Genomic DNA, 21,006 nt, shown 5'->3' with positions numbered 1-21,006 from the left:
GCTTCACCACGTCCGCGTCGCCGCGCGCGAGGCGCGCGTCAGCGTCGCTCCCGGAGGTAGTCGTCGAGGCGCTTCAGGTCGTCGGGGTCGCGCCCGAACGCCGTCACGTCGTTCGTCGCGACGGTGTTGTCGAAGCGCAGCGAGCGGTACTGGTCGGAGCCGAACGGGACGAACGGCAGGGGGTCGGCGAGCGACATCCCGACCCCCGCGAGCGCCATCGGCACCGAGAGCACCGTCAGCGACTGGCCCTTCTCCCGGTAGACGGCCTTCGCCACGTCCGCGAGCGACAGCACCTCGGGGCCGCCGACCTCGTAGGTCTCCCCGTCGTGCTCGCCGTCGAGCGAGTCGGCAATCATCCCGACGAGGTCGCCCACCCAGATGGGCTGGAAGCGCGTCTCCCCGCCGCCCGGGAGCGCCGTCACGTACGGCGTCGTCAGCGTCTCCGTGAAGGAGACGAACTCCCCGCCCTCGCCGAACACGACGGAGGGCCGGAAGATGGTCCACGCGAGGTCGGACTCCCGCACGACGTCCTCCGCCTGCCCCTTCGCCCGGATGTACGCCGTCTCGCCCTCCGGGTCGGCCCCGAGCGCCGACAGTTGGACGAGCGCTTCGACGCCGTGCTCCTCGGCGGCGTTCACGACGTTCCGCGTCCCCTCCAGGTGGACCGCGAAGTGTTTCTCGTCGCCGCCGCGGGGCTTGAACAGCGGCGAGAGCGCGACGAGGTTGACCACGGCGTCCTGCCCCTCGAAGGCGCCGGCGATGGAGTCGTACGCCGTGACGTCGCCCGTCGCCGTCTCGATGCCGTCGCCGAGCCCCGCGTCGCCAGGCGAGCGCGAGAGCGCCGTCACGTCGTGGCCGCGCGCGTCGAGTTCACGGCAGAGGTGCGTCCCGATGAATCCCGTGCCGCCCGTCACGAGGACCTTCATACCCTGCGTTTCGCACGAAGCCACCCTAAAGCTACCCCCCGTATCGGCGCCGCGTATCGCCGCTGCCCCGCCGGTCGCCGCTCGCCGGCCTGCCGCGTCCCGTCGCCCCCGTCCGTCCCCCTCCTCCGCGCTCGACGGTCGACGGTCGAGACGGCACGCCTAAACCGGCCCGCCGGGAACGACGCGTATGCTCGTCACGCTCGAAGGCATCGACGGGAGCGGCAAGACGACCGCGTGGGGGGCGCTCCGGGAGGCCCGCGGTGGCGACGGCTACACGTTCACCCGCGAACCCACCGACTCGTGGTACGGCGAGGCCGTCCTGCGCTCCGTCCGCGACGACGACGCCGACCCGCTCGCAGAGGCCTTCCTCTACACCGCCGACCACGCAGCCCACCTCTCGCGGACGATTCGGCCCGCCCTCGAACGGGGGGACGTCGTCGTCTCGGATCGCTACTCGGACTCGCGCTACGCCTACCAGGGCGTCGCCCTCGACGGCACGGTCGAGGACCCCATCGACTTCGTGCGGCGCGTCCACGAGCCCTGGACTCGCCCCCCCGACTGCACGCTCTACTTCGACGTCGACCCCGAGGTCGCCGCCGAGCGCGCCGGCGCGACGAACAAGTTCGAGCAGGTCGCGTTCCTCGAACGCGTCCGCGAGAACTACGAGCGCCTCATCGACGCCGACCCCGAGCGCTTCGTCCGCATCGACGCCGAACGCCCCCTCGACGAGGTCCGCGCGCGCGTCGCGGCCGCTATCGACGAGCGCGTCGCGTGATTCGCTCGCTTCCTCAGAGCCGGTCGGCCTGCGCGTTCCCGGCCGCCCGGTCCCGGAGGTCCTGAACGTCCTCGCGGTAGTCGTACCCCGGGATGATACCCTCGAACCACGTCCCCTCGACGTAGTTCACGACCGCGAGCGCGTCGTCCGCGACGTTTTCCCGGCGCGCGTCGATAGTCGCCTCGAAGACGACTTCGCCGTCGTCGCGCTCCACCATCGGCTCGCCCTTCGCCTCGGCCCGCGTCACGTTCGTCGCGTCGTCGAGTCGGAGCTCCAGCGTCTCGAACCACCCCTCCTCGACGACGTCCGCCACCTCGTCGTGCGCGGTCACCGACGCCGACAGCGTCGGGACGCGCACCGTCACCGTCACCGACCCCTCTGCGACCGTCACCGTCGCGTCCCAGTCGTTCGTCGTCGGCGCGTACGCGTCGTCGCCCGCGTCCTCGAACTTCGGGTGCGCGGCGAACGCGCCCCGGATGTCTCCGTCGCTCATGGGGGGAGAAGGGCCGCGACGGAAATGGGCGTTGCGCTACCGAATCCCGAAGCGTAAGTGGGTGCGCGACGACCGACGACGTGACCGCGGCGATGGCGTCCGCCCGAACCGCCGGATACGCCGGCTGATGACGCCTGCCCAGACAGTCATGTCCACAGGCACGCTCACCTCCGGTCCGCTCCTCGCCCGCCTCGAAACCCTCGCGCTCGTCGCCCTCGGCGGCTTCGCCGGCGCGAACTGCCGCTACGTGGCGAGCCTCCTCGTCCCCGGACTCGGCGGCACCCTGCTCGCCAACGTCGTCGGGGCCTTCCTCCTCGGCTTCGTCTTCTACGAGTCCCGCTACGCCGGCGCGCTCTCCGCCGAGACACGCCTCGTCGTCGCCACCGGCTTCCTCTCCTCGTTCACGACGTACAGCACGTTCGCCCTCCAGAGCGCGCAGTCCGCGGTGCTCCCCCTCGTCGGGAACGTCGTCGCCACGTACGCGCTCGGCTTCGCCGCCGTCGTCGCCGGCCGCGCGCTCGCCCGCCGCACCGCCGGGGGTGCGTCCGCGTGAGCCACACCGGCCCGCCGGCCCGACCGCGTCGCGCCCGCCGGGGGTGGCTCGCGTGACCCCACTCGTCGACCCCGCCTACCTCGTCGGCCTCGGCGGCGTGCTCGGCGCGCTCCTCCGGACGCTCGTCGGCGAACTCATCACCGTCCGGAACTACCCGGCGAGCACGCTCCTCGTCAACGTCCTCGGGAGCTTCTGCCTCGCCGCGCTCACCGTCCTCGGCGCGGAGCACCGCCTCGCCCTCCTCCTCGGCACCGGCGCGTGCGGTTCGTTCACCACGTTCTCCTCGTTCGCCGTCGAGACCGTGCGACTCTGGGAGGACGGCGAGCGCGTCGTCGCCGCGTTCAACGCCGCCGCGAACCTCGTCGGCGCGGGCCTCGCCATCGCGCTCGCGTGGCTCCTCCTCGGGTGAGCTACCCCTCGACTCGCACGACCATCACCGGAATCTCGGCGTGGCGGACGACGCGCTCCGTCACGCTCCCGAGGAGGAAGCGCTCGACGCCCGAGCGCCCGTGCGTCCCCATCACGACCGCGTCGCACTCCTCCTCGGTCGCCGTGTCGAGGATGACCTCGTGGGGCGAGCCCTCCGCGACGACCTCCTCGACCGCGACGCCCGCCTCGTCGCCGCGCTCGGCGACCGCCGCGACCGCCTCCTCGCCCTCCGCGTAGAGTTCGTCCTGCAGCGTCGACCACTTCGACTCCGGCAGCGAACTGTAGTCGCGGGTGTCCACGACGTACAGCGCGACCACCGTCGCGCCCGTCAGCTCGGCGAGCTCCATCGCCTCGTCGATTGCGTCCTCGCTCTCCGGACTGCCGTCCGTCGGCACCAAGATTCGGTCGTACATACACACTCGCTTCATCCGCCTCACACAAGAACGTGGTCCCCGAAGCGGGCGACGGCGCGGGGGTCGACGGCCGCCGAGAGCGATGCCAATGCGAGGCGGGACGAACCGCGACCTTCCCCGACAGCCCGCGAGCGGCGGGATTCGAGCCGCGGTCGTTCCGCTTCGCTTCACTCACTGCTTCGAATCCCACGGCCTCGATGCGTCGCTCACGTTCGTTCGCGACAGCATGCGAGAGGTGGGATTCGAACCCACGTACCCCTACGGGAGCGGGTCTTAAGCCCGCCGCCTTTGGCCACTCGGCCACTCTCGCGGCCGTCGTTTCGCGTGGCCGTCGCAAACCGTTTTCGCTTACTCCCTCACCAGTCGACGGTGATCGTCCCGTCGCCCTCGGGGTCGGGCGCGATCTCCTCGTCCGTCCGCCGGTCGACGACGTGGATGACGCCGCGGCCCTTCTTCGCGGGACAGGCCTCCGCGGCGGCGACGTTGTGTGCGAGGTCGTCCTCGCCGAAGAAATATGTCGCGGGGCGCGCCATCCCGCTCGCCAGGTCCATCTCCCAGTTCTCCGAGACGGCGGCGCACTTCCCCGCGCCGAAGCACTTGTTCGCCTCGAAGAGCACCTTGTAGGGCGCCTCCTCGACCGGCGGGGCGTCCCCCTCGCCGATTCGCGCCGGGTCGAGCTCGTCCGAGTCGCTCATACGTCGTCTCCGTTCCGCGGGCGCTTGAGGCTTCGCTCTAGACGCCGAGGCCCGAGTAGTCGACGTCGCGCGTGTCGCCGTTCATCGAGACGGACTCCAGCGTGACGTCCTTCATCGGCTCGTCGTTGCGGTCCGTCGGGACGTTCCCGATCTCCTCGACGACGTCCATCCCGTCGACCACCTGCCCGAAGACCGCGTGCCGGTCGTCGAGGTGCGGCTGGGCGTCGAGGGTGATGAAGAACTGCGAGCCGTTCGTGTTCGGCCCGGAGTTCGCCATCGAGACCGTCCCCGCGTCGTCGTGGCGGAGGTCCTCGTGGAACTCGTCGTCGAACTGGTAGCCCGGGCCGCCCCGACCCGTTCCCGTCCGGTCGCCCGTCTGGATCATGAAGTCGCTGATGATGCGGTGGAACGGCACGTCGTCGTAGTAGGCCTCGTTCTCGACGACCTCGCCCGTCTCGGGGTCCTCCCACGCGATCTTCCCGTTCGAGAGCCCGACGAAGTTCCCGACCGTCGTCGGCACCTTCTCCGGGTAGAGTTCGATCTCGATGTCGCCCTCGCTCGTGTGCAGCGTCGCCGTCAGGTCGCTCATACCCGAGGGTGGGCGCAAGAACGGAAAACGCCACCGGTGCGCGGGCGCTCGGGCCCACGGACGCGGCGACGGTCGGACGCGGCCGGTCCCGCGGGCGCGGCGGTCCTCGGTCCCTCGGCCCCTCGGTCCTCGTCGGCCCTCGGTGGCCCCCGCTTACGCCTCGAACGCCCGCAGGTCGGCGAGCGCGTCCGCGGCCGCACCGCTCTCGATGGTCTCGCGCGCGACGGCGAGGCCCTCCTCGATGTCCGCGACGTCCTCCGCGGCGTAGAGGCGGAGCGCGGCGTTGAGCGCGACGGCGTCCGCGAAGCCGTCCGTCCGCTCGCCCGTCAACACCGCCTCCGTGATGCGCGCGGAGTCCGCGGCGACGTCCGCGACTTCGAGGTCCGCCTCCTCCATCGCCATCCCGTACGCCGCGGTCTCGATGGTGAAGTCGTCGAGGTCGTCGCCGTCCCACTCCGCGACCGTCGTCGAGCCCGGCCGGACGTCGTCGTACCCCTCCAGCCCCTGGAAGAGGAGGACGCGCGAGAAGCTCGCGGTCTCGCTCGCCGCGACCGTCTCGGTGAGCTTCGTCGCGAAGGAGAGGTGGTAGAAGCTCCCGAGGTGGACGTCCGCGTTCGCGGGGTTCGCCAGCGTCTCCACGGTGTTGAGGAACGTCCGCACGCCCATCTGCTCGCGCCGGTCGAGCAGGTCGTGGACGCCCGGGTTGAAGTTCGGCTGGTAGTAGAACCCGAAGCCGACCTCGTCCGTCATCGCCGCCGACGCGCCGGGGGAGCAGTCGGTCTCCACGCCGAGTTCGTCGAGGACGTGCTTGTACGCGACGCCCTCCCCGGAGGGCACCCGGTCGGCCGAGTGGACGACGACGGGCGTGCCCGCGCCCGCCGCGACGAGCCCCGCGGCGACGCCGAGCAGCGCCGTCCGGCCCTTCCCGTCGTAGTTCGCCCCGCAGTCCACGGGGTCGCAGTCCGGGGCCATCGACGCCACCGAGCACCGCGCCATCGCGTCGCGGTACGCCGCGAGCTCCGTCGGCGTGTTCTTCTTCCAGCGGTTCGCCAGCCAGAACGCCCCGAGCGTCGTCGGGTCCGGCTCGCCGCGCAGGATGCGCTCGAACGCCGCCGTCGCCTGTGCGCCCGTCATGTCCTCCGCGGACTTCGGCCCCGACCCGACGACCTCGCTCATCAGTCGCTTCAGCGGCCACTCCCCCGACTCCTGTTCGCTCGCCATGCACGCCGAGTGGGACGCGACGGCCGTAAACGCTCCCCTCCGCGCCGGCTCAGTTCGCGCCGATGTCGACGTGCCGGAGCCAGCCGTTCCAGAGGAGGAACGCCGCGCCGAGGTAGCCGACGACGAAGACGACGTTCGCCACCAGCGGGTAGCCCGCCCGATTGAGGTAGTAGTGCGCCATCCCCGGCCCGAGGATTCCGACGACGGCCAGGGCGGCCAGCGTCCACCGCGAGTACGTCTCGCCCATACGACCGCTTGGACGGCCCCGAGGGTCAACGGTTCGGTTCGACGGCGACAGAAGCGTATCGGCGACGGCGGACGGAACGTCGGGAAGAGGAGTGGGCCAGTGCGGGTCCGTCGGGGTCGACTGCTCTTCAGCCGAGGTGTCGCAGCGTGAGCGCGGAAGAGTGGTCGGACGGCCAGCCGGTCCCCCATCCGGTGTACGGGCGCGGCGTGATCGACCGGGGCGGCCTCGGTAGTCGGCCGGGGCGCGTCCGCGTCGACCGGCGGGAGAAGAACGGGAAGACGGACGTCCTCGAGTCGAACCTCGGTGTCGACGCCGAGGCGGTCGTCGAGGACGACGTCGCCGACGACCGGGGGCGGTCGGCACGAGCGAGCGCGAGAAGCAGATCGAGAGCTGGCTGACCATCAACTGGCGAAAGGGGACGACGCGGACGCGGAAGTCGGAACCATCGCCGTCCGAGCTCGGAACGCACGAGCTGGCGACGTCGCTCTCGCTCGCCGTCCACATCCCCGACGTCGACGCGAGATACCCCCCGCTCTTTCTGAAGCCGTCGACAGTTAGTACGTCTCGACGTCGAGGCCGTCGACATCCAGAAAATCAGCGTCGTTCGAGAGCACCGGCTCGTCGAGCAGTAATCCGTGCGCAGCGACGACCGAGTCAGCGCCATCGAGCTCCGTCACGACATCCGACTTCAGGTGGGTCCCGTTCAGCTCGCCCGCGCGACGCGCCACTTCGGGCGTAAGGGCGACGGTGGAGCGACTTGCGATCAGCTTCTCGTAGAGCGCGCGCAACTCGTTTCCGTGCTCTTCGAGCGGCGCGTTCCCGATCCCGGTGAACACCTCCCAGATGACGGCGGCCGGGATGCGGGTGGGGACGACCTCCTCGTCGAGTTCAGCCGCTTTCTCCCGGGCCGCAGCGTTCCCATCCGCGAGCGCGCCGAGGTACTGCGTGTCGAGTATCATTCGTGGGTCGGCGGCGTCGCTCCGACCGACCCGTCGGTCGCTTCTTCGACGCTTACGTCGATGTCGAGTTCGGCGACGTCGTCCGCGAAGTCGGTGAGGCCGTAGCCGCCGACGAGACGATCGAGCGTCTCCGCCAGCGTCTCATCCTCCCGGTTCTCGGACTGCACTCGAGCGTACAGGTCCTCACTCACCCGCATCTGTCTCGTTCCCATACTCTCGTTTACGCCGTCGACACACTTCACCCCTTCCCCAGTAGTAGGACAGTAGAACTAGAATGCTCGAACCCCAAGAACACGTATGACCCGACCCGGTCGAACCGATCTCCTTCTTCTCACCCTGAATACGCTTCTCCTCCCGGTCGACGTGTACCTCTCCACGAGTAACACGGGCTGGCTTCGAACGACGAGCTACAATCTCACCCAACCCTGCCTCATCGGCGACTGTCCCCACGACCGTGACCCGGCGACGTGCGACGCCGCAGACGGACGCGAGTACGCCTCGAAATGCCCGAGTGTCCGGCCACCGCACGACATCCGCCGCGGGTCGATTAGCGACCACCTCCGACGTGGCTGGCCGATCCAAGAACTCGCGGAGCGCGTGAACGCGACGCCGAAGGTCATCAGGAAGCACTACGACGTCAGGAGAGCGCGCGAGAGCATGCTCACGCGGAGTGAGCTACTCGCTGAAACGACGAAGTCGACGAACACGATGAGTCCACCACCACAGCCACCAGTAGACGGGAGTACCGACGAGGACAGCACAGCGAATATCGACGACGGCGACGACCGCGACTTCTTTTCGGATGGGCCAGTGCGGATTTGAACCGCAAGCCTCCACCTTATCAGAGTGGCGCTCTACCTAGTTGAGCTACTAGCCCGCGTCCGCTGCGTCCATCACTTCGTTGCCGGGTGGGAAGGTTAAGAGTTTCCTTTCGGGGGGAGCGAGACATCGGTTGCCACGCCGTCGGGCGGTCTCTCTACGCTCTCGTATCGTCGTCGTCGAACTCGACGTCGTAGGCGTCCTCGTCGATGTCGACGGTGTCGCCGTCGCGGCCCGCGCCGGCGCTCCCGGTTCCACTCGAACCGGAGCCGCCCGCGCCGGGTTCGGGGCCGTTCCCGCCCATCGGGCCCATCCCGCCGTCGTCGTTCGGGAAGCCGAAGGTGTAGACGTTCCCAGTGGCGAAGCCGCCGGTCATCTCGTCCATCTTGGGGACGACGAACCGGGATTTGACGACGCCCCGAACGAGGCGGCGCGTCGGCGGGAAGACGAGGAGGAAGCCGACGGCGTCGGTGACGAACCCCGGCGTGAGGAGGAACGCGCCGGCGGCGACGAGGAGGCCGCCGTCGACGAGTTCGTCCGTCGGCGGCTCGCCCCGCGCGAGCGAGCGCTGGATGCGCCGCAGGGTGTGTCGGCCCTCGGCGCGCACGGCCAGCATCCCGAGGAGGCCGGTGAGCACGACGAGGGCGACGATGAGCCGCCAGTCGAGGAACGCGCTCGACGCGACGAGGAGGAGCGCGTCCGCGAGCGGGATCAACAGGAGTCCCGCGATGAGGCGCTTTGCCATCTCTGCTCGGACTAGGCCGCTCGCGCGTTATGGGCTTTTCGAGGTTTCGCGTCGTCGCGCCGCGACGCGTCCGTCTTCGCGTTCCGCCGTCTCCGAAGCGCTTTCCCGCGGGCCGCGCGACGCGTCGGTATGGACGAGTCCGCCGAACGGACGAAGGTGGAGTGGCGACCGTGGGGGCCGGCGGCGTTCGACGAGGCCGCGGAATCGGGCACGCCCGTGTTGCTCTCGCTCGTCGCGTCGTGGTCGGCGCGCTGTCGGGAGATGGACCGCGGCGCGTTCTCGGTGCCCACCGTCGCCGCGAACGTCAACGAGGAGTTCGTGCCCGTTCGCGCCGACGCCGACCGACACCCGCGCGTCCGCGAGCGCTACAACATGGGCGGGTTCCCCTCGACGGTGTTCCTCACGCCCTCGGGCGACCTCATCGCGGGCGCGACCTACCTGGAGGCGGAGAGCCTCCGCGGCGTCCTCGACCGTGTTCGCGAGACGTGGGACGAGAAGGGCGAGGAGGCGGGTCGCGTCCCGCGCGCCCTCCGCGGGCAGGAGCCGCCCGCGGGCCCCGTCACCGACGAGATAGAGGCGCTCGTCGCCGGCCAGCTCGGCGAGCAGTACGACGACCGCTTCGGCGGGTGGGCGACGAACGAGAAGTTCCCGCTCCCGCGGACCATCGACTTCGCGCTGAAACGTGAGCGCCAGCAGGCCCTGCGGACGCTGGAGGCCGTGAGCCGCAACCTCGCGGACGACTACGACGGGGGCTTCTACCGCTTCGCGCACGCCCGCGACTGGAGCGACCCGCAGCGCGAGAAACTGCTCTCGACGAACGCGGGACTCCTGCGGGCGTTCGCCAACGCCTACCTCTACACGGGCCGCGAGACGTACGAGGGGCCGGCGTCGAACGCCGTCGACTACCTCACCTCGACGCTCTGGACGGGCGAGGCGTTCGCGGGGAGCCAACACCCCGGCGACTACTTCGAGCGCCCGCCGTCGGAGCGCGCCGCGGACGACGAACCCGGCGTCGACGCGACGGCGTACGCCGGCAACAACGCCCGCGCGGCCGACGCCCTCCTCACCTACTACGCGTACACGGACGACCGGACGGCCGAGCGCTACGCGGAGCGCACCCTCGACTACCTCGCCGAGACGCTCGTGGCGGACGGCGTCGTCGCGCGCTACGACGACCCGGACGCGCCCCGCGGCATCCTCACGGACCACGCGGCGCTCACGGTCGCGTTCGCCCGCGGCGCGCAGACCGTCGACCCCGACTACCTCGACGTCGCCACCGCGGTCGCCGACCACGCCGTCGAGACCCTGCAGGACGCGGCGTTCCGCGACGGCCCCGAGGAGGCCGTCGGTCTCCTCGACAAGCCGCTCCACCCCATCGACGACAACGCGACGATGGCCCACGGTCTCCTCGACCTCGCGGCGCTCACGGACGACGACGCGTACCGCGCGGCCGCCCGCGACGCCATCGGCGCGTTCGCCGGCGCGGCCGACCGGATGGGCGTGCAGGTCGCGGACTACGCCGCCGCCGCCTCCCGCGCCGTCGAGCGCCCCCTCACCGTCCGCGTGGGTGACGCCCCCGGCACCGACCTCCACCGCGCGGCGCTCCGCGTCGCCGACCACGAGAAGGTCGTCGTTCCCGACGCCGACGGCGTCGAGGACGGCGCCGCGTTCGTCGCCATCGGCGGCGACCTCCACGGCCCCGCGACCGACCCCGAGGAGCTGACGGCGCTCGTCGCCGAGCACGTCTGATTCACACTTGCCCGGCGACACCGCGCCACGCCCCACCGCATCCGTCGCCCGTCGAGCCGGCGGGGCGTGGCGATACAAACACTCGACAGGTTTAACCCCGGTCCGACTCAGTATTCCCGTATGTCGGACCTGACGGACCTCGGGCTCTCGAAGTACGAGGCCGAGGCCTATCGCGCGCTCGTCGACGCCGGCCCGGCAACCGCACGCGAGTTGTCCGAGACGAGCGACGTCCCGATGGGACGTATCTACGACGTCCTCGGGAGCATCGAATCCCGCCAGCTCGCGCGCTCCCAGGACGCCAGCCGGCCGAAGAAGTACGTCGCCGTCGACCCCGACGCCGCGCTCGACAGACTCCTCGCCGCCCGCGAACGCGAACTCGACGCCGAAGCCGACCAGTACGCGACCGTCGCGGACGAACTCCGCGGCGAACTCGCCCGACCGCCCGAACCCGACGAGGGCTACTGGACCGCGGAGGTCGGCGCGGACGTCGCCATCGAGCGCCTCGTCGAATGCATCGACGACGCCGACGAGTCGATCCACAGCGTCTCGCACACCGTCCCGGCCGGCGTCGACGTCGATGCGGCCTCGAACCGCATCGCCGACCACCTCGTCGACGCGCTCGAACGCGACGTCACCGTCCGCTTCCTCGCCTCGCCCGCCCTCCTCGAAGACGTCCCGGACGCAGCGGGCGACCCGTCGCTCTCGCTCCTCGAGGAGTACGAGAACTTCGAGGCGCGCGTCGGCGACTCCGTCCACGGCGACGTCACCATCGTCGACGGCGTCGAGGTCTGTCTCGACCTCCGCAACCCAATCGCGCCCGAGGAGGCCTTCGCCGTCATCGACCTCACCGACCCGTCGTTCGCCACGAGCGTCCGCGAGGCCTTCGACCGCGGGTGGGAGGCCGCCGACCCCATCGAGGGCTGACGCGCCGCTCTCGCGCTCCCGCCCGCGCCGCTCTCTCTCCGCCGTCCCGCGTTACTCGAGTTTGTTCAGCGCCTGGAAGAAGTCGCTCTCCGGGCCGGCGACCCGCGCGGGTTCGTCGGCGCGCGTCAACGTGATTATCTCGGGAATCTCGACGTGATAGCGGCTCGCGCCGTCCGCGGACACCACCACCTCGTCAGCGCCGTCGACGCGCACGGTTATCTCGGCGTCCAGCGGCACGACGAGCGGCGGCATCGTGTCCGTCGCGCACATGTCGTTCACGATGAACCCCGGGACGCCCGGCTGGACGAGCGGTCCGCGCTCGCTCATGTTGTACGCCGTCGAGCCCGTCGGCGTCGCCACGAGGAGGCCGTCCGCGTGCCCCGCCGTGTAGAGCGACCCGTCCACGCGCACCTCCATCTCGACGCCCTGGCCGTGCCCGCGCTTCGGGCCCTGGACGACCACCTCGTTCAGCGCCGGCGTCAGCGACCACTCCTGACCGCCCTCCGCCTGCACTCGCGGGACCTCGCGGGCGCGGACCGACCCCGTCTCCGCGACGCGCTCGACCTCCTCGCGGACCGCCGTGACCGCGTCGTCCGGCGAGACGGCGTTCAAGAACCCGACCTCGCCGAGGTTCACGCCGAGGATGGGCGTCGAACCCGCCCCGCGGGCGGCGAAGAGGAACGTGCCGTCGCCCCCGATGCTCACCACGAGGTCGCAGCGGTCGAACTCCTCGACCGGCGTCCCATCGACGTCGATGGCGTCCGCTGTCTCCGTGTCGTACCAGGTCTCCGCATCCCGCGCTGCGAGCATCTCGCCGATGTCCGCAGCGAGGTAGGCCGCACGGGCGTTTCCGCGCTGAGCGACGATCCCGACGCGCATACGAACGCCGAGGGGTCCCCCATTCAAAAAGGCACACGTGTGCGACGCCGCGGGGGGAACCTTCTTGCCGTCCGCGACTGTCCCAGTACCCAATGACGGACGCCGCGAACGTACACGGGGGAGCGTGCCGTGTCCGGTGAGGACGACGGCGACGACGACGACTTCGCAGACGCCTTCGACGGCGACGGCCCCGACGACTTCGCAGACGCCTTCGACGCCAGCGGGGGCGACGCCGGCGAGGGCGCCGCCGACGACGCGGACGACTTCGCCGACGCCTTCAACGGCGGCGGTGGTGGGGGCGGCGGAGGCGGCGACTTCGGTTTCGACGCCGGCGACGAACCCGACCCCGGCGAGTTCGGCTTCGGCGGTGGCGGCGGGGGCGGCGGAAGCGACGACTTCGCCGACGAGGATTTCGAATCCGACATCCCGCGCATCGAGTTCGGCGTCGACGGCCTCGACGAGATGGTGCAGGGCGGCATCCCCGAGCGCAGCCTCCTCGTCACCATCGGGAGCGCCGGGACCGGGAAGACCACCTTCGGCCTCCAGTTCCTCCAGCACGGCATCGAGAACGGGCAGAAGGGCGCGTACATCACCTTGGAGGAGAGCTACGAGCGCGTCGTCCAGAGCGCCGGCGAGAAGGGGTGGCCCTTCGAGGAGCACGTCGAGAACGGCGACCTCGCCGTCGTCGACCTCGACCCCATCGAGATGGCCAACTCCCTCTCCAGCATCCGCAACGAACTCCCCCAGCTCGTCGAGGAGTTCGGCGCCGAACGCCTCGTCCTCGACTCCGTCTCCCTCCTGGAGATGATGTACGACGACCAGGCCACCCGCCGCACCGAAATCTACGACTTCACGAAGGCCCTCAAGAACGCCGGCGTCACCACCTTCCTCACCAGCGAAGCCGACCAGGACAACGCCTTCGCCTCCCGCCACGGCATCATCGAGTACCTCACCGACGGCGTCGTCGTCCTCCGCTACGTCCGCCCCGAGGACTTCCGCGAGACCCGCCTCGCCGTCGAGATACAGAAGATACGCGACGCCAACCACTCCCGCGAGACCAAACCCTACGAGATTACCAACAGCGGGATCAGCGTGTATCGGCAGGCGAACATCTTCTAGACGACCTTTTGCTGTGCGCGGCCTTCGGCCGCGCTGGCAAAAGCTCGGCCAAAAGCGCGTCGCACCCCCTACGGGGGTGCTTGCGCCTCGCGCCTCCGGCGCGAGTGAACCGCTTCGCTCGGGCTCTTCGAGCCGCTCGCTCGCGGATGCTTAGCGGGATAGGAAGCTCGGCTGGGAAGCCGTAGTGACATAGATCGTTCATCGACTGTTAGCCGTGGCGAAAGTATTTATTGAATTACAACCTATTATTTATGTGATCTCCCGCGAGAATCGAGTCATCATCGTTTTCGGGTTGCTATCACTTGTCGTTCTCTACGTGATGACACAGTTAATTGACCTCCCGACGTGGGCAGGGATAGCCGAGGTTATTATTGTCGGCGTGATGGTTCCGCAGCTGATTAACCGAACGTACGGCGAGTAAGGATATCGTTCTAGCGGTGGCTGATGAGTGCTTACGTGAACTGGACCCCTTCGACGACGAGCGCCGACGAACCACGGCGGTAGCGTTCGCGGACCGAGTGGTTCGAAGAACCCGGTAGGTCCGCGATTCACTCGCGCCGACGGCGCGAGGCCCGAGGACCCCCGAAGGGGGTCCGACGGTGCTTTTGGCCGAGCTTTTGTTAGCGTAGAGCGCGCTTCGCGCGCTCAAGCGCGACAAAAGGTCGCGTGCTAACGAACGATCGTGACGGGGACGGTGGAGCGCCGGACGACGCTCTCGGCGACGCTGCCGAGAAGGACGCGCGTGACGCCGCTGCGGCCGTGGCTCCCCATGATGATGTGGTCGTAGTCGTTGTCGTCGGCGTAGTCGACGATGGTGCGCGAGGGCCGGCCGACTTCGGTGACGGTGTCGAGGGTGACGCCGTACTCGTCGGCGATGTCCTGGGCCTCCTCGAAGAGCGTCTCGGCCTCCTCTTCTGCCTGTTCGTACCACTCCTCGGAGTAGCCGGGGACGGTGGCCTGGGCGGTGTAGCCGGCCTCGATGGGGTCGATAACGTTGATAATCGTGATGTCGTCGCTCTGGAACTCCTCGAGGGCGTATTCGAGGGCGTCGTCGGACTGTTCGGAGCCGTCTATCGGCACGAGGATTCGCGTCATGTCTCGGGGTTCGCTCGGCCGCCAGAAAAGAGTGGGGGCCGGCTCGACGGGCTATCCGCGGCCGTGGCGCGTCAGGCAGGTGGGGAGTCCGAGGAGTTCGACGGGTTCGGAGTTGTCGGGCGAGTAGACGACCATCTGCCCCGTCTCCATGTAGGGCACCTTCTCGGCGAGCGCCGGGGGGATGTTGACGCTCTTGATGGCGTCCTCGTCGCCGAGGTTGAGGACGACCTTCGTGTTCACTTGCTTGAAGACGCTCTCCGCGACGTCCTGTGGGTCCTGCGTGATGAGGAAGAGCCCCAGGCGCTCCTTGCGGCCCTGTTTGGCGGCGTCGGTGAACTTCCCGACGACCTGTCGCGCTTGGACGGTGTCGGCGTCCGCGAGGAAGTTGTGCGCCTCGTCCATCCCGACGATGAGCGGCGTCTCCGCGATTCGAGGGAAGCGGGGGTCGCTGGAGAGCTTCTCGTCGACGAGGAGGCTGGCGAGGGCGAGAACGACCGTCTCGGTGGCGCGCGAGTCGCTGACGTGGTAGGTGGGGACGACGGAGAGCCGCCCGGGTTTGACGAACTGCTCGACGAGCTCGGTGATCGGCCGGGCGTCCTGGTCGAAGACGCCGTTCGGCATCCCGCGGACGCGACGGAAGACGGCCTCGTAGGTCGCCTCGTGTATCCGCCCGGACTCGTCGAGCTCCTCCTTCAGCGCGGGATCGTCGAGGAACGCGCAGAACTCCCGGTAGGTGCCCGCGTCCCCGTGCTGGTCGAAGAAACGCGAGAGGAGCGTCTGGAGGGCGGGGTACTGGTTGTCGTTGAGGCCGGCGGAGGCGGCGAGCCACGGCCGGCTCCGCACCATGCTGAACGGGACGGTGAAGGGAATCTGCTCGGCGCCGTGGTGGGCGGCCGTGTAGGTCGCGTTCCCGACGGTCGGGACGAACGCGACGGTGTCGTCGTGGCCGCCGTAGGCGACGCCCTCGCGCTCCCAGCGGCGCTCGTCCTCGGGCCCCGCCTCGGGGTTGTCGTCGTGCATCTGGGCGTACTCGTCCTGCGGGTCGAACTGGACGACTGCGGCCCGCACCTCCCGGTCGCTCCCCGCCTCGACGGGGTAGGTGCGCTCCGTCGAGAGGTACTGCCGGAGGACGTTCTTCGCGGTGTGGGTCTTCCCCGACCCCGTCCCGCCGGCGACGAGCGTGTGGCGGAACGCGAGCGGGTCGCCCGTCGCGTAGTCGTCCGTCACGCGGTAGTCGATGGTCGGCGGCGTCGCGCCCGTCCGGACCTTCTCGCCGCCGACCGCGAGGTGGCCGAGGAACACGCCCGCGTCGGGAATCTTCAGCGCGGTCTTGATCTCCTCGTCGTCGTCGGCCTCCCGGACGACCGTCTCGGGTTTCGGCACGCGGTCCGGCATCCGTCGGCGCAGCTCCCCGCCGTCGCGGTAGAGGACGCTCACGGGTTCGAGGTCCGCGATGAAGGTGTAGTCGTCCTCGTCGATTCCGCTCCCGTCCATCGCGCGCCGCGCGTGAATCTCGTTGGCGTCGTCGCCGTGGAAGCGCTGGCCGTACTCGAGGCCGACGATCTTGCAGAACAGCGACTCGCCGTCCGGGTAGGGCGCGACGAGGTAGCGCCCGAGGCGGACGTTCGAGCGGTTCGCGCTCGTGACGTACGCCCGGAGGCGCGTCTCGTCCTCGCGCTGGCCGATCCGCAGCCCCTCGGAGACGGCGAGGACGCCGAGGCCGTCCCCGCTCGCGCCCTCGTAGGCGACGCGCTCGAAGGCGTCCCCCGCCTCGTCCGTCGCGTCGGTGGCGTCGTCGCTCGACCCGCGCCCACGTTCGCGCCCGCGTTCGCCGCCGGCGTCGGCGTCGACGTCCGTGCCGTCCGACGCTTTCGCCGACGCGTCCTCGCCGTCGTCGCCGTCCCCCCCGAAGTCGGCGAAGCTCCCGAGGTCCTCCTCTGTCATGTCACGCGAAACACCGGCCGCGCCTAAACGTCTTTTCGTCGCGCGCACCCGACCGCCACACGGTTTTTCGTCGTCCGGCTCCTAGCCGCTCGCATGTTACTCGTGCGCGGCTCCGCGGCGGGCACCACACTCACCGGCACGGTGTACGAGCGCGGCGAGGACGCCCCGTCGTTCAAGGGCGCGCCCGACGAGGACGCCCCCTACGTCTGGGTCTGCGACGAGTTCTACGAGGTGGAGAGCGGCGGCCTCGTCCAGCAGGTCGACGGCGAGGACGTCCGCGTCGCCTTCGAGTCGCCGATGCCCCGCGGCTTCGACACCCGGGACCAGGCCGTCGCCGCCGCCCGCGAGCACGTCCGCACGCAGTTCGCGCGCATCGGCGTCGACCCCGACGACGTCACCGTCTCCGTCGAGCGCGACCACCCGCGCTAGGCGTCGATTCCCCAGCGGTCCACGTCGTACCCCTCCCGGGGCTCGGTGTCCATCGCCTCGGCCATCGCCGTGACGAGTTCTCGCGTCTCCCCGACGCTGATTCGCGCGAGTTCGTCCGCGCGCCCGACCGCTTCGGGCGGCCCCGTTTCGCCCGCGACGTCGCGGACCAACTGCGCCGTGACGCGCTCGCGGATCGCGTCGTCCTCCGCGAACGCCCGCGGGAGTTCGGCCTTGTAGACGGTGTCCGTCCGCGGGTCGTACAGCACGCAGAACGCCACCTCGTAGGCGGCCGGGTCGAGTTCGAGGTCGAGGTCGAGGCGCTCGCCGAGCGTCGAGAACTCCCGGTCGTACCCCACCCGCGAGCGGAACCAGTTCGTGTACGCGAGGTCGTCCGTGACGCGCTCGCCGTCGTCGTCGCGGCGTTCCAAGAGCTGGCCGAACAGCTCGGCGTCGTCGATCCACGGCGCGTGCGTCTTCCCCGAGAGCGCCGCGACGACGCCGCGCGAGGAGACGTTCTTGACGAACCCGCCGAGGACGGTGTCCGACTCGACGGCGCGCTCGACGAGTTCGAGGTAGTTCCGGATGACGCGGCGCGTCAACCCGTCCTCGGCGGGGAGCGTCGCCAGCTCCTCCGTCTGGTCGAGCCAGTTCGTCACGACCTTCGGGTAGAGCGGGCCGTCCAGGAGGAGGAACTCGGGGACCGACTCGAAGTGCGTTAGGGCGTGTTCGCTCTCCGCGAGGTAGAGGCTGAGCGCGTGGACGACCCCGCGCTCGTTGCGCTCGACGTACGGCGCGTCGATGGCCTTCCCGCGCCAGTACCCCTCGTCCTGTCGCGTCCACGGGACATCGTCGAACTCGCGCGTCTCTTCGGTCCGGTCGCGGCGCAGCATCGTCGCGATGACCGTCCGGTTCCGGTGGAGGGCCGTGTCCCCCGGTATCGCGCCCATCGCCGCCTGTGCGACGTCCAGCACGATGCCGTTCTTGAACGCCCGCGGGTTCACCGTCCCCGAGTCGAGGCCGTGCACGGCGTCGAACGCCGGGTCGCTCGCGCCCGCCTCCGTCAGGTCGGCCAGGTAGCGTCCCTGCTCGGTCACCGGTACCAGCACCGCGCCGTCGTCGTACAGCGGGTCGAAGTACGTCTCCCACACCCGCTCGGCGTCCGCGCGATGCTCCGCCTCGTCCGCCCCGCCGCGCACGTCGCGCACGAGGTCGGGGATGCCGGCGAAGTGGACGGGGTCGAGGGTCATACTCGTGGCGTCGCCGCGGACGCGCTTGAAGTCGGCGGTGCGCTCCCCTCGACGGACGACCCTCGCCCCTATTCGCGGTCGGCGCCAGTCCGCTCTCCGCCCGCGGTCGACATCCCGAAGCCTAGTTACGCCGGGGTGTCGTCCCCTCACGTATGCGAGCGGCACTCGTCATTCTCGACGGCTGGGGGCTCGGCGACCACGACCGACTCGACGCCGTGAAGGCGGCTGACACGCCGAACGTGGACCGCTACACGGCGGCGGGCGCGTCCGGGACGCTCACCACCCACGGCCGCGACGTCGGCCTCCCGGACGACCAGATGGGCAACTCGGAGGTCGGCCACCTCACCATCGGCTCCGGGCGCGTCGTCCTCCAGGAGTACACGCGGATCAACGACGCCGTCGCCGCGGGCGAACTCGCCGAGAACGACGCGATCCGCGGCGCGTTCGACTACGCGGACGAACACGACGGCCGCGTCCACTTCGTGGGCCTCGTCTCCGACGGGGGCGTCCACTCGGACCACGAGCACCTCCACGCGCTCATCGAGGCCGCCGCGGACTACGGCGTCGCGGCGACGACGCACGCCTTCACGGACGGCCGGGACACCTCCCCGACGGGCGGCGAGGGCTACCTCGAAACCCTCGACGCCGTCGCCGCCGAGCACGGCACGGGCGACGTCGCCACCGTCTCCGGTCGGTATTACGCGATGGACCGCGACCAGAACTGGGAGCGCACCAAGCGGGCCTACGACGCCATCGTCCACCGCGAGGCCGACTATCGCGCGGAGACGGCCGTCGAGGCCGTCACGGACTCCTACGAGCGCGGCGACACCGACGAGTTCGTCGAGCCGACCGTCGTCGCGGACGGCGCGGCGCTCTCGGACGGCGACTCGGTCGTCTTCTTCAACTTCCGCTCGGACCGCGCGCGCCAACTCACGCGGCTGCTCGCGGACATCCGCCCCGACGACTGGGACTTCGAGACCCACCCCCCGGCGACGCGCGTGGCGACGATGACGGAGTACGACGCGACGTTCGACCTCCCGGTCGCCTTCGCGCCCCAGCAGCCCGCGAACACGCTCGGCGAGGTCGTCGCCGACGCCGGCCGGACCCAACTCCGCATCGCGGAGTCCGAGAAGTACCCCCACGTCACCTACTTCCTCAACGGCGGCCGCGAGGTCGAGTTCGACGGCGAGATGCGGGAGATAATCGAGAGCCCGGACGTCCCGACGTACGACCGCCAGCCCGAGATGAGCGCCGCCGCGGTGACCGACACCGCCATCGAGACCGTCGCGGAGACGGACCCCGACCTCCTCGTGTTGAACTACGCGAACGCGGACATGGTCGGCCACACGGGCGACTACGAGGCCGCCGTCGAGGCCGTCGAGGCCGTCGACGAGCAGGTCGGCCGGCTCGTTCCCGAACTCTGCGAGGCGGGCGCGCACGTCCACCTCACCGCCGACCACGGCAACGCGGACGACATGGGCACCCGCGAGGACCCCCACACCGCACACACGTTCAACCCCGTGCCGTTCGTCTACCTCACCCCCAACGGGGACGACGGCGGCCGCGAGGTCCGCGCGGGCGGGTCGCTTCGCGACGTCGCGCCGACGCTCCTCGACCACTGCGACGTCCCGACGCCCGCCGAGATGACGGGCGAGGACCTCCTCGACTAATCAGCGCGCGTCGTCGCCGACCTCGCCGCCCACGACCGTCGCCGTCACGTCGAGGTCCGTGACGCGCTCTTTCTCCCACGGCGACCCGTCGAGGACGACGAGGTCCGCTGCGTGCCCGGGTGCGAGCGTCCCGTAGCGCCCCTCGTCGCCGCCCGCGTACGCCCCGCCGGCCGTCGCCGCGCGCAGCGCCGCCGTCGTCCCCACGCCCCGCTCGACCGCCGCCTCGACGGCCGCGAGCGGGTCGTACGCTCCGTCGCCATCGCCACGCGCGCCGAACGCGACGTGCGCGCCGGCGTCGAGGAGCGTGTCGACGGCGTTCGACTCCGGTGGGACGACCGCGACGACGCCGGTCTCGGCGAGTCGCGTCGCCACCGCCGGCGTGACGCGCTCGACGCCGACGACGCGGTGGCGCGCCGCGCCCGGGTCGGCGCTCGCGCGTTCGTAGTTGTCGAGGAGGTTCGCCACGCTCTCCGCGTCGCTCACGCGCGCGGCGACCCGGAGGCCGGCCTCGTCCGCGCGGCGGAGCACGTCGCGCCGAACCGCCGGCGTGACGTCCCCGTCGCCGTCGCCGACCGCCGGGACCGCGAGCGCGCCCGTCCACACGCGCTCGCTCCCGTGGCCGGTGCGCGCGCCGAGCGACGCCGCGGCGTCGAGCGCCCCGTACGCGTAATCGAGCGCGACGCGGAGCGGGAGGTCGCCCTCCCCGCCCGCCGCGAGTTCGCGGTACGCGCCCGCCGCCGCGCCCGTGACGCGGTCGTAGACGGTTGTCACGCCGCGCTCGCTCGCCCGGCGCGCGGCCGCCCGACGCGAGCGCCGTGTCGCCTCCCCGTCGCCGAGCGCGGCGGCCGCGTCGACGAACCCCGGGAGGACGACCCGGCCGTCGAGGTCGATAACGTCCGTCTCGACGCCGACGCTGAACTCGATCTCGTAGTCGCTGTCGAGTCGCGCGATTCGGCCGTCGCGGAGCGCGACGGCGTCGTACGTCCTGTCGGGCTCCCCGAGCGTGTGGACCTCGCCCCCGGTCAGGACGACGTCCGCGTCCGCGTGCATACGCGACCAGGGGGCCGGCGGCGGGAAGAACGTTCG

At 70.6% G+C, this 21,006-nt stretch carries 26 protein-coding genes, 2 tRNA genes and 1 riboswitch; of the genes, 11 read left to right on the top strand and 17 right to left on the bottom strand.

Translation table 11 applies throughout. The features are described from left to right. Positions 1 to 38: 38 nt before the first annotated feature. Positions 39 to 926, bottom strand: a complete 888-nt coding sequence (locus tag IEX84_RS01845; RefSeq protein WP_188869270.1) for a complex I NDUFA9 subunit family protein — start codon at positions 924 to 926, stop codon at positions 39 to 41. Between the two features lie 187 nt (positions 927 to 1,113). Here IEX84_RS01845 and tmk point away from each other — a divergent pair, with 187 nt between their 5' ends. Then, entirely contained in the window at positions 1,114 to 1,701 is a 588-nt protein-coding gene (tmk, locus tag IEX84_RS01840) for a dTMP kinase (RefSeq protein WP_188869269.1), read from the top strand. 13 nt (positions 1,702 to 1,714) lie between these two features. On the opposite strand, the gene IEX84_RS01835 is transcribed toward tmk, so the two are convergent. After that, positions 1,715 to 2,194, bottom strand: a complete 480-nt coding sequence (locus IEX84_RS01835) for a DUF5813 family protein (RefSeq protein WP_188869268.1) — start codon at positions 2,192 to 2,194, stop codon at positions 1,715 to 1,717. A 79-nt stretch (positions 2,195 to 2,273) separates the two neighbouring features. After that, a riboswitch (Fluoride riboswitch) is annotated at positions 2,274 to 2,338 on the top strand. Positions 2,339 to 2,342: 4 nt separating this feature from the next. On the opposite strand from IEX84_RS01835, the gene IEX84_RS01830 reads away from it, so the two are divergent. Then, a complete protein-coding gene (locus tag IEX84_RS01830) occupies positions 2,343 to 2,747 on the top strand; it encodes a CrcB family protein (protein WP_188869267.1) in 405 nt (134 codons plus the stop codon). Between the two features lie 52 nt (positions 2,748 to 2,799). Beyond that, positions 2,800 to 3,156, top strand: coding sequence for a fluoride efflux transporter FluC (locus IEX84_RS01825; protein ID WP_188869266.1), 357 nt, complete (start codon positions 2,800 to 2,802; stop codon positions 3,154 to 3,156). Position 3,157: 1 nt separating this feature from the next. Here IEX84_RS01825 and IEX84_RS01820 read toward each other — a convergent pair whose 3' ends face one another. The 6 genes from IEX84_RS01820 to IEX84_RS01795 all read right to left on the bottom strand — a co-directional run bounded on the left by IEX84_RS01820 (position 3,158) and on the right by IEX84_RS01795 (position 6,341). Further along, on the bottom strand, positions 3,158 to 3,589 hold the full coding sequence (locus IEX84_RS01820) for a universal stress protein (protein ID WP_188869265.1): 432 nt from the start codon (positions 3,587 to 3,589) through the stop codon (positions 3,158 to 3,160). Positions 3,590 to 3,816: 227 nt separating this feature from the next. Further along, positions 3,817 to 3,899 (bottom strand) — tRNA-Leu (locus IEX84_RS01815). Positions 3,900 to 3,945: 46 nt separating this feature from the next. Then, a complete protein-coding gene (locus IEX84_RS01810; RefSeq protein WP_188869264.1) occupies positions 3,946 to 4,284 on the bottom strand; it encodes a ferredoxin in 339 nt (112 codons plus the stop codon). 37 nt (positions 4,285 to 4,321) lie between these two features. After that, positions 4,322 to 4,873: a peptidylprolyl isomerase gene (locus tag IEX84_RS01805; protein ID WP_188869263.1), complete on the bottom strand. Its 552-nt coding sequence runs from the start codon at positions 4,871 to 4,873 to the stop codon at positions 4,322 to 4,324. A 153-nt stretch (positions 4,874 to 5,026) separates the two neighbouring features. Then, on the bottom strand, positions 5,027 to 6,094 hold the full coding sequence (locus IEX84_RS01800; protein ID WP_188869262.1) for an anthranilate phosphoribosyltransferase: 1,068 nt from the start codon (positions 6,092 to 6,094) through the stop codon (positions 5,027 to 5,029). A gap of 49 nt (positions 6,095 to 6,143) precedes the next feature. Beyond that, on the bottom strand, positions 6,144 to 6,341 hold the full coding sequence (locus tag IEX84_RS01795) for a hypothetical protein (RefSeq protein ID WP_188869261.1): 198 nt from the start codon (positions 6,339 to 6,341) through the stop codon (positions 6,144 to 6,146). Between the two features lie 146 nt (positions 6,342 to 6,487). Here IEX84_RS01795 and IEX84_RS01790 point away from each other — a divergent pair, with 146 nt between their 5' ends. Continuing rightward, the gene (locus tag IEX84_RS01790; RefSeq protein ID WP_188869260.1) at positions 6,488 to 6,739 is read left to right on the top strand and encodes a hypothetical protein; all 252 of its coding nucleotides are present in this window, start codon (positions 6,488 to 6,490) and stop codon (positions 6,737 to 6,739) included. 156 nt (positions 6,740 to 6,895) lie between these two features. Here the strand turns inward: IEX84_RS01790 and IEX84_RS01785 are convergent, their stop codons facing one another. Continuing rightward, positions 6,896 to 7,300: a PIN domain-containing protein gene (locus IEX84_RS01785; protein ID WP_188869259.1), complete on the bottom strand. Its 405-nt coding sequence runs from the start codon at positions 7,298 to 7,300 to the stop codon at positions 6,896 to 6,898. Further along, positions 7,297 to 7,542 carry a hypothetical protein gene (locus tag IEX84_RS01780; RefSeq protein WP_188869258.1) on the bottom strand — a complete coding sequence of 82 codons (246 nt, stop codon included), beginning with the start codon at positions 7,540 to 7,542 and terminating at the stop codon, positions 7,297 to 7,299. The genes IEX84_RS01785 and IEX84_RS01780 overlap by 4 nt, the downstream gene beginning before the upstream one ends. A gap of 55 nt (positions 7,543 to 7,597) precedes the next feature. On the opposite strand from IEX84_RS01780, the gene IEX84_RS01775 reads away from it, so the two are divergent. Next, positions 7,598 to 8,122, top strand: coding sequence for a hypothetical protein (locus IEX84_RS01775; RefSeq protein WP_188869257.1), 525 nt, complete (start codon positions 7,598 to 7,600; stop codon positions 8,120 to 8,122). On the opposite strand, the gene IEX84_RS01770 is transcribed toward IEX84_RS01775, so the two are convergent. Both IEX84_RS01770 and IEX84_RS01765 read right to left on the bottom strand, forming a co-directional pair. Continuing rightward, positions 8,104 to 8,177, bottom strand: a tRNA-Ile gene (locus tag IEX84_RS01770). The two genes, IEX84_RS01775 and IEX84_RS01770, sit on opposite strands and share 19 nt — an antisense overlap. A 99-nt stretch (positions 8,178 to 8,276) precedes the next feature. Further along, positions 8,277 to 8,864, bottom strand: coding sequence for an FxsA family protein (locus IEX84_RS01765; protein ID WP_188869256.1), 588 nt, complete (start codon positions 8,862 to 8,864; stop codon positions 8,277 to 8,279). 129 nt (positions 8,865 to 8,993) lie between these two features. Here IEX84_RS01765 and IEX84_RS01760 point away from each other — a divergent pair, with 129 nt between their 5' ends. Then, positions 8,994 to 10,613, top strand: coding sequence for a DUF255 domain-containing protein (locus tag IEX84_RS01760; protein ID WP_188869255.1), 1,620 nt, complete (start codon positions 8,994 to 8,996; stop codon positions 10,611 to 10,613). Positions 10,614 to 10,733: 120 nt separating this feature from the next. Further along, positions 10,734 to 11,537, top strand: coding sequence for a TrmB family transcriptional regulator (locus IEX84_RS01755; RefSeq protein WP_188869254.1), 804 nt, complete (start codon positions 10,734 to 10,736; stop codon positions 11,535 to 11,537). 51 nt (positions 11,538 to 11,588) lie between these two features. Here the strand turns inward: IEX84_RS01755 and IEX84_RS01750 are convergent, their stop codons facing one another. After that, on the bottom strand, positions 11,589 to 12,416 hold the full coding sequence (locus IEX84_RS01750) for an NAD(+)/NADH kinase (protein ID WP_188869253.1): 828 nt from the start codon (positions 12,414 to 12,416) through the stop codon (positions 11,589 to 11,591). A 129-nt stretch (positions 12,417 to 12,545) separates the two neighbouring features. On the opposite strand from IEX84_RS01750, the gene IEX84_RS01745 reads away from it, so the two are divergent. Together IEX84_RS01745 and IEX84_RS01740 are read left to right on the top strand one after the other, a co-directional pair. Continuing rightward, positions 12,546 to 13,535, top strand: coding sequence for a KaiC domain-containing protein (locus IEX84_RS01745; RefSeq protein WP_188869252.1), 990 nt, complete (start codon positions 12,546 to 12,548; stop codon positions 13,533 to 13,535). 253 nt (positions 13,536 to 13,788) lie between these two features. Beyond that, on the top strand, positions 13,789 to 13,956 hold the full coding sequence (locus IEX84_RS01740; RefSeq protein ID WP_188869251.1) for a hypothetical protein: 168 nt from the start codon (positions 13,789 to 13,791) through the stop codon (positions 13,954 to 13,956). Between the two features lie 248 nt (positions 13,957 to 14,204). Here IEX84_RS01740 and IEX84_RS01735 read toward each other — a convergent pair whose 3' ends face one another. Both IEX84_RS01735 and IEX84_RS01730 read right to left on the bottom strand, forming a co-directional pair. Continuing rightward, positions 14,205 to 14,630: a universal stress protein gene (locus IEX84_RS01735; RefSeq protein WP_188869250.1), complete on the bottom strand. Its 426-nt coding sequence runs from the start codon at positions 14,628 to 14,630 to the stop codon at positions 14,205 to 14,207. Positions 14,631 to 14,681: 51 nt separating this feature from the next. Then, a complete protein-coding gene (locus IEX84_RS01730; protein ID WP_188869249.1) occupies positions 14,682 to 16,574 on the bottom strand; it encodes an ATP-binding protein in 1,893 nt (630 codons plus the stop codon). A 93-nt stretch (positions 16,575 to 16,667) separates the two neighbouring features. On the opposite strand from IEX84_RS01730, the gene IEX84_RS01725 reads away from it, so the two are divergent. Continuing rightward, the gene (locus IEX84_RS01725) at positions 16,668 to 17,003 is read left to right on the top strand and encodes a DUF7113 family protein (protein WP_188869248.1); all 336 of its coding nucleotides are present in this window, start codon (positions 16,668 to 16,670) and stop codon (positions 17,001 to 17,003) included. Here the strand turns inward: IEX84_RS01725 and IEX84_RS01720 are convergent. After that, positions 17,000 to 18,250 carry a DNA double-strand break repair nuclease NurA gene (locus tag IEX84_RS01720; RefSeq protein ID WP_188869247.1) on the bottom strand — a complete coding sequence of 417 codons (1,251 nt, stop codon included), beginning with the start codon at positions 18,248 to 18,250 and terminating at the stop codon, positions 17,000 to 17,002. The two genes, IEX84_RS01725 and IEX84_RS01720, sit on opposite strands and share 4 nt — an antisense overlap. A gap of 152 nt (positions 18,251 to 18,402) precedes the next feature. Between IEX84_RS01720 and gpmI the strand changes: the two genes are divergently transcribed. Beyond that, positions 18,403 to 19,920, top strand: a complete 1,518-nt coding sequence (gene gpmI, locus IEX84_RS01715) for a 2,3-bisphosphoglycerate-independent phosphoglycerate mutase (RefSeq protein WP_188869246.1) — start codon at positions 18,403 to 18,405, stop codon at positions 19,918 to 19,920. Here gpmI and IEX84_RS01710 read toward each other — a convergent pair whose 3' ends face one another. Further along, positions 19,921 to 20,970: an amidohydrolase family protein gene (locus IEX84_RS01710; protein ID WP_188869245.1), complete on the bottom strand. Its 1,050-nt coding sequence runs from the start codon at positions 20,968 to 20,970 to the stop codon at positions 19,921 to 19,923. Between the last annotated feature and the right edge of the window lie 36 nt (positions 20,971 to 21,006).

It is taken from the genome of Halarchaeum rubridurum, assembly GCF_014647115.1.
GTDB lineage: Archaea > Halobacteriota > Halobacteria > Halobacteriales > Halobacteriaceae > Halarchaeum > Halarchaeum rubridurum.
This window is presented reverse-complemented; position numbering and strand designations above follow the sequence as displayed.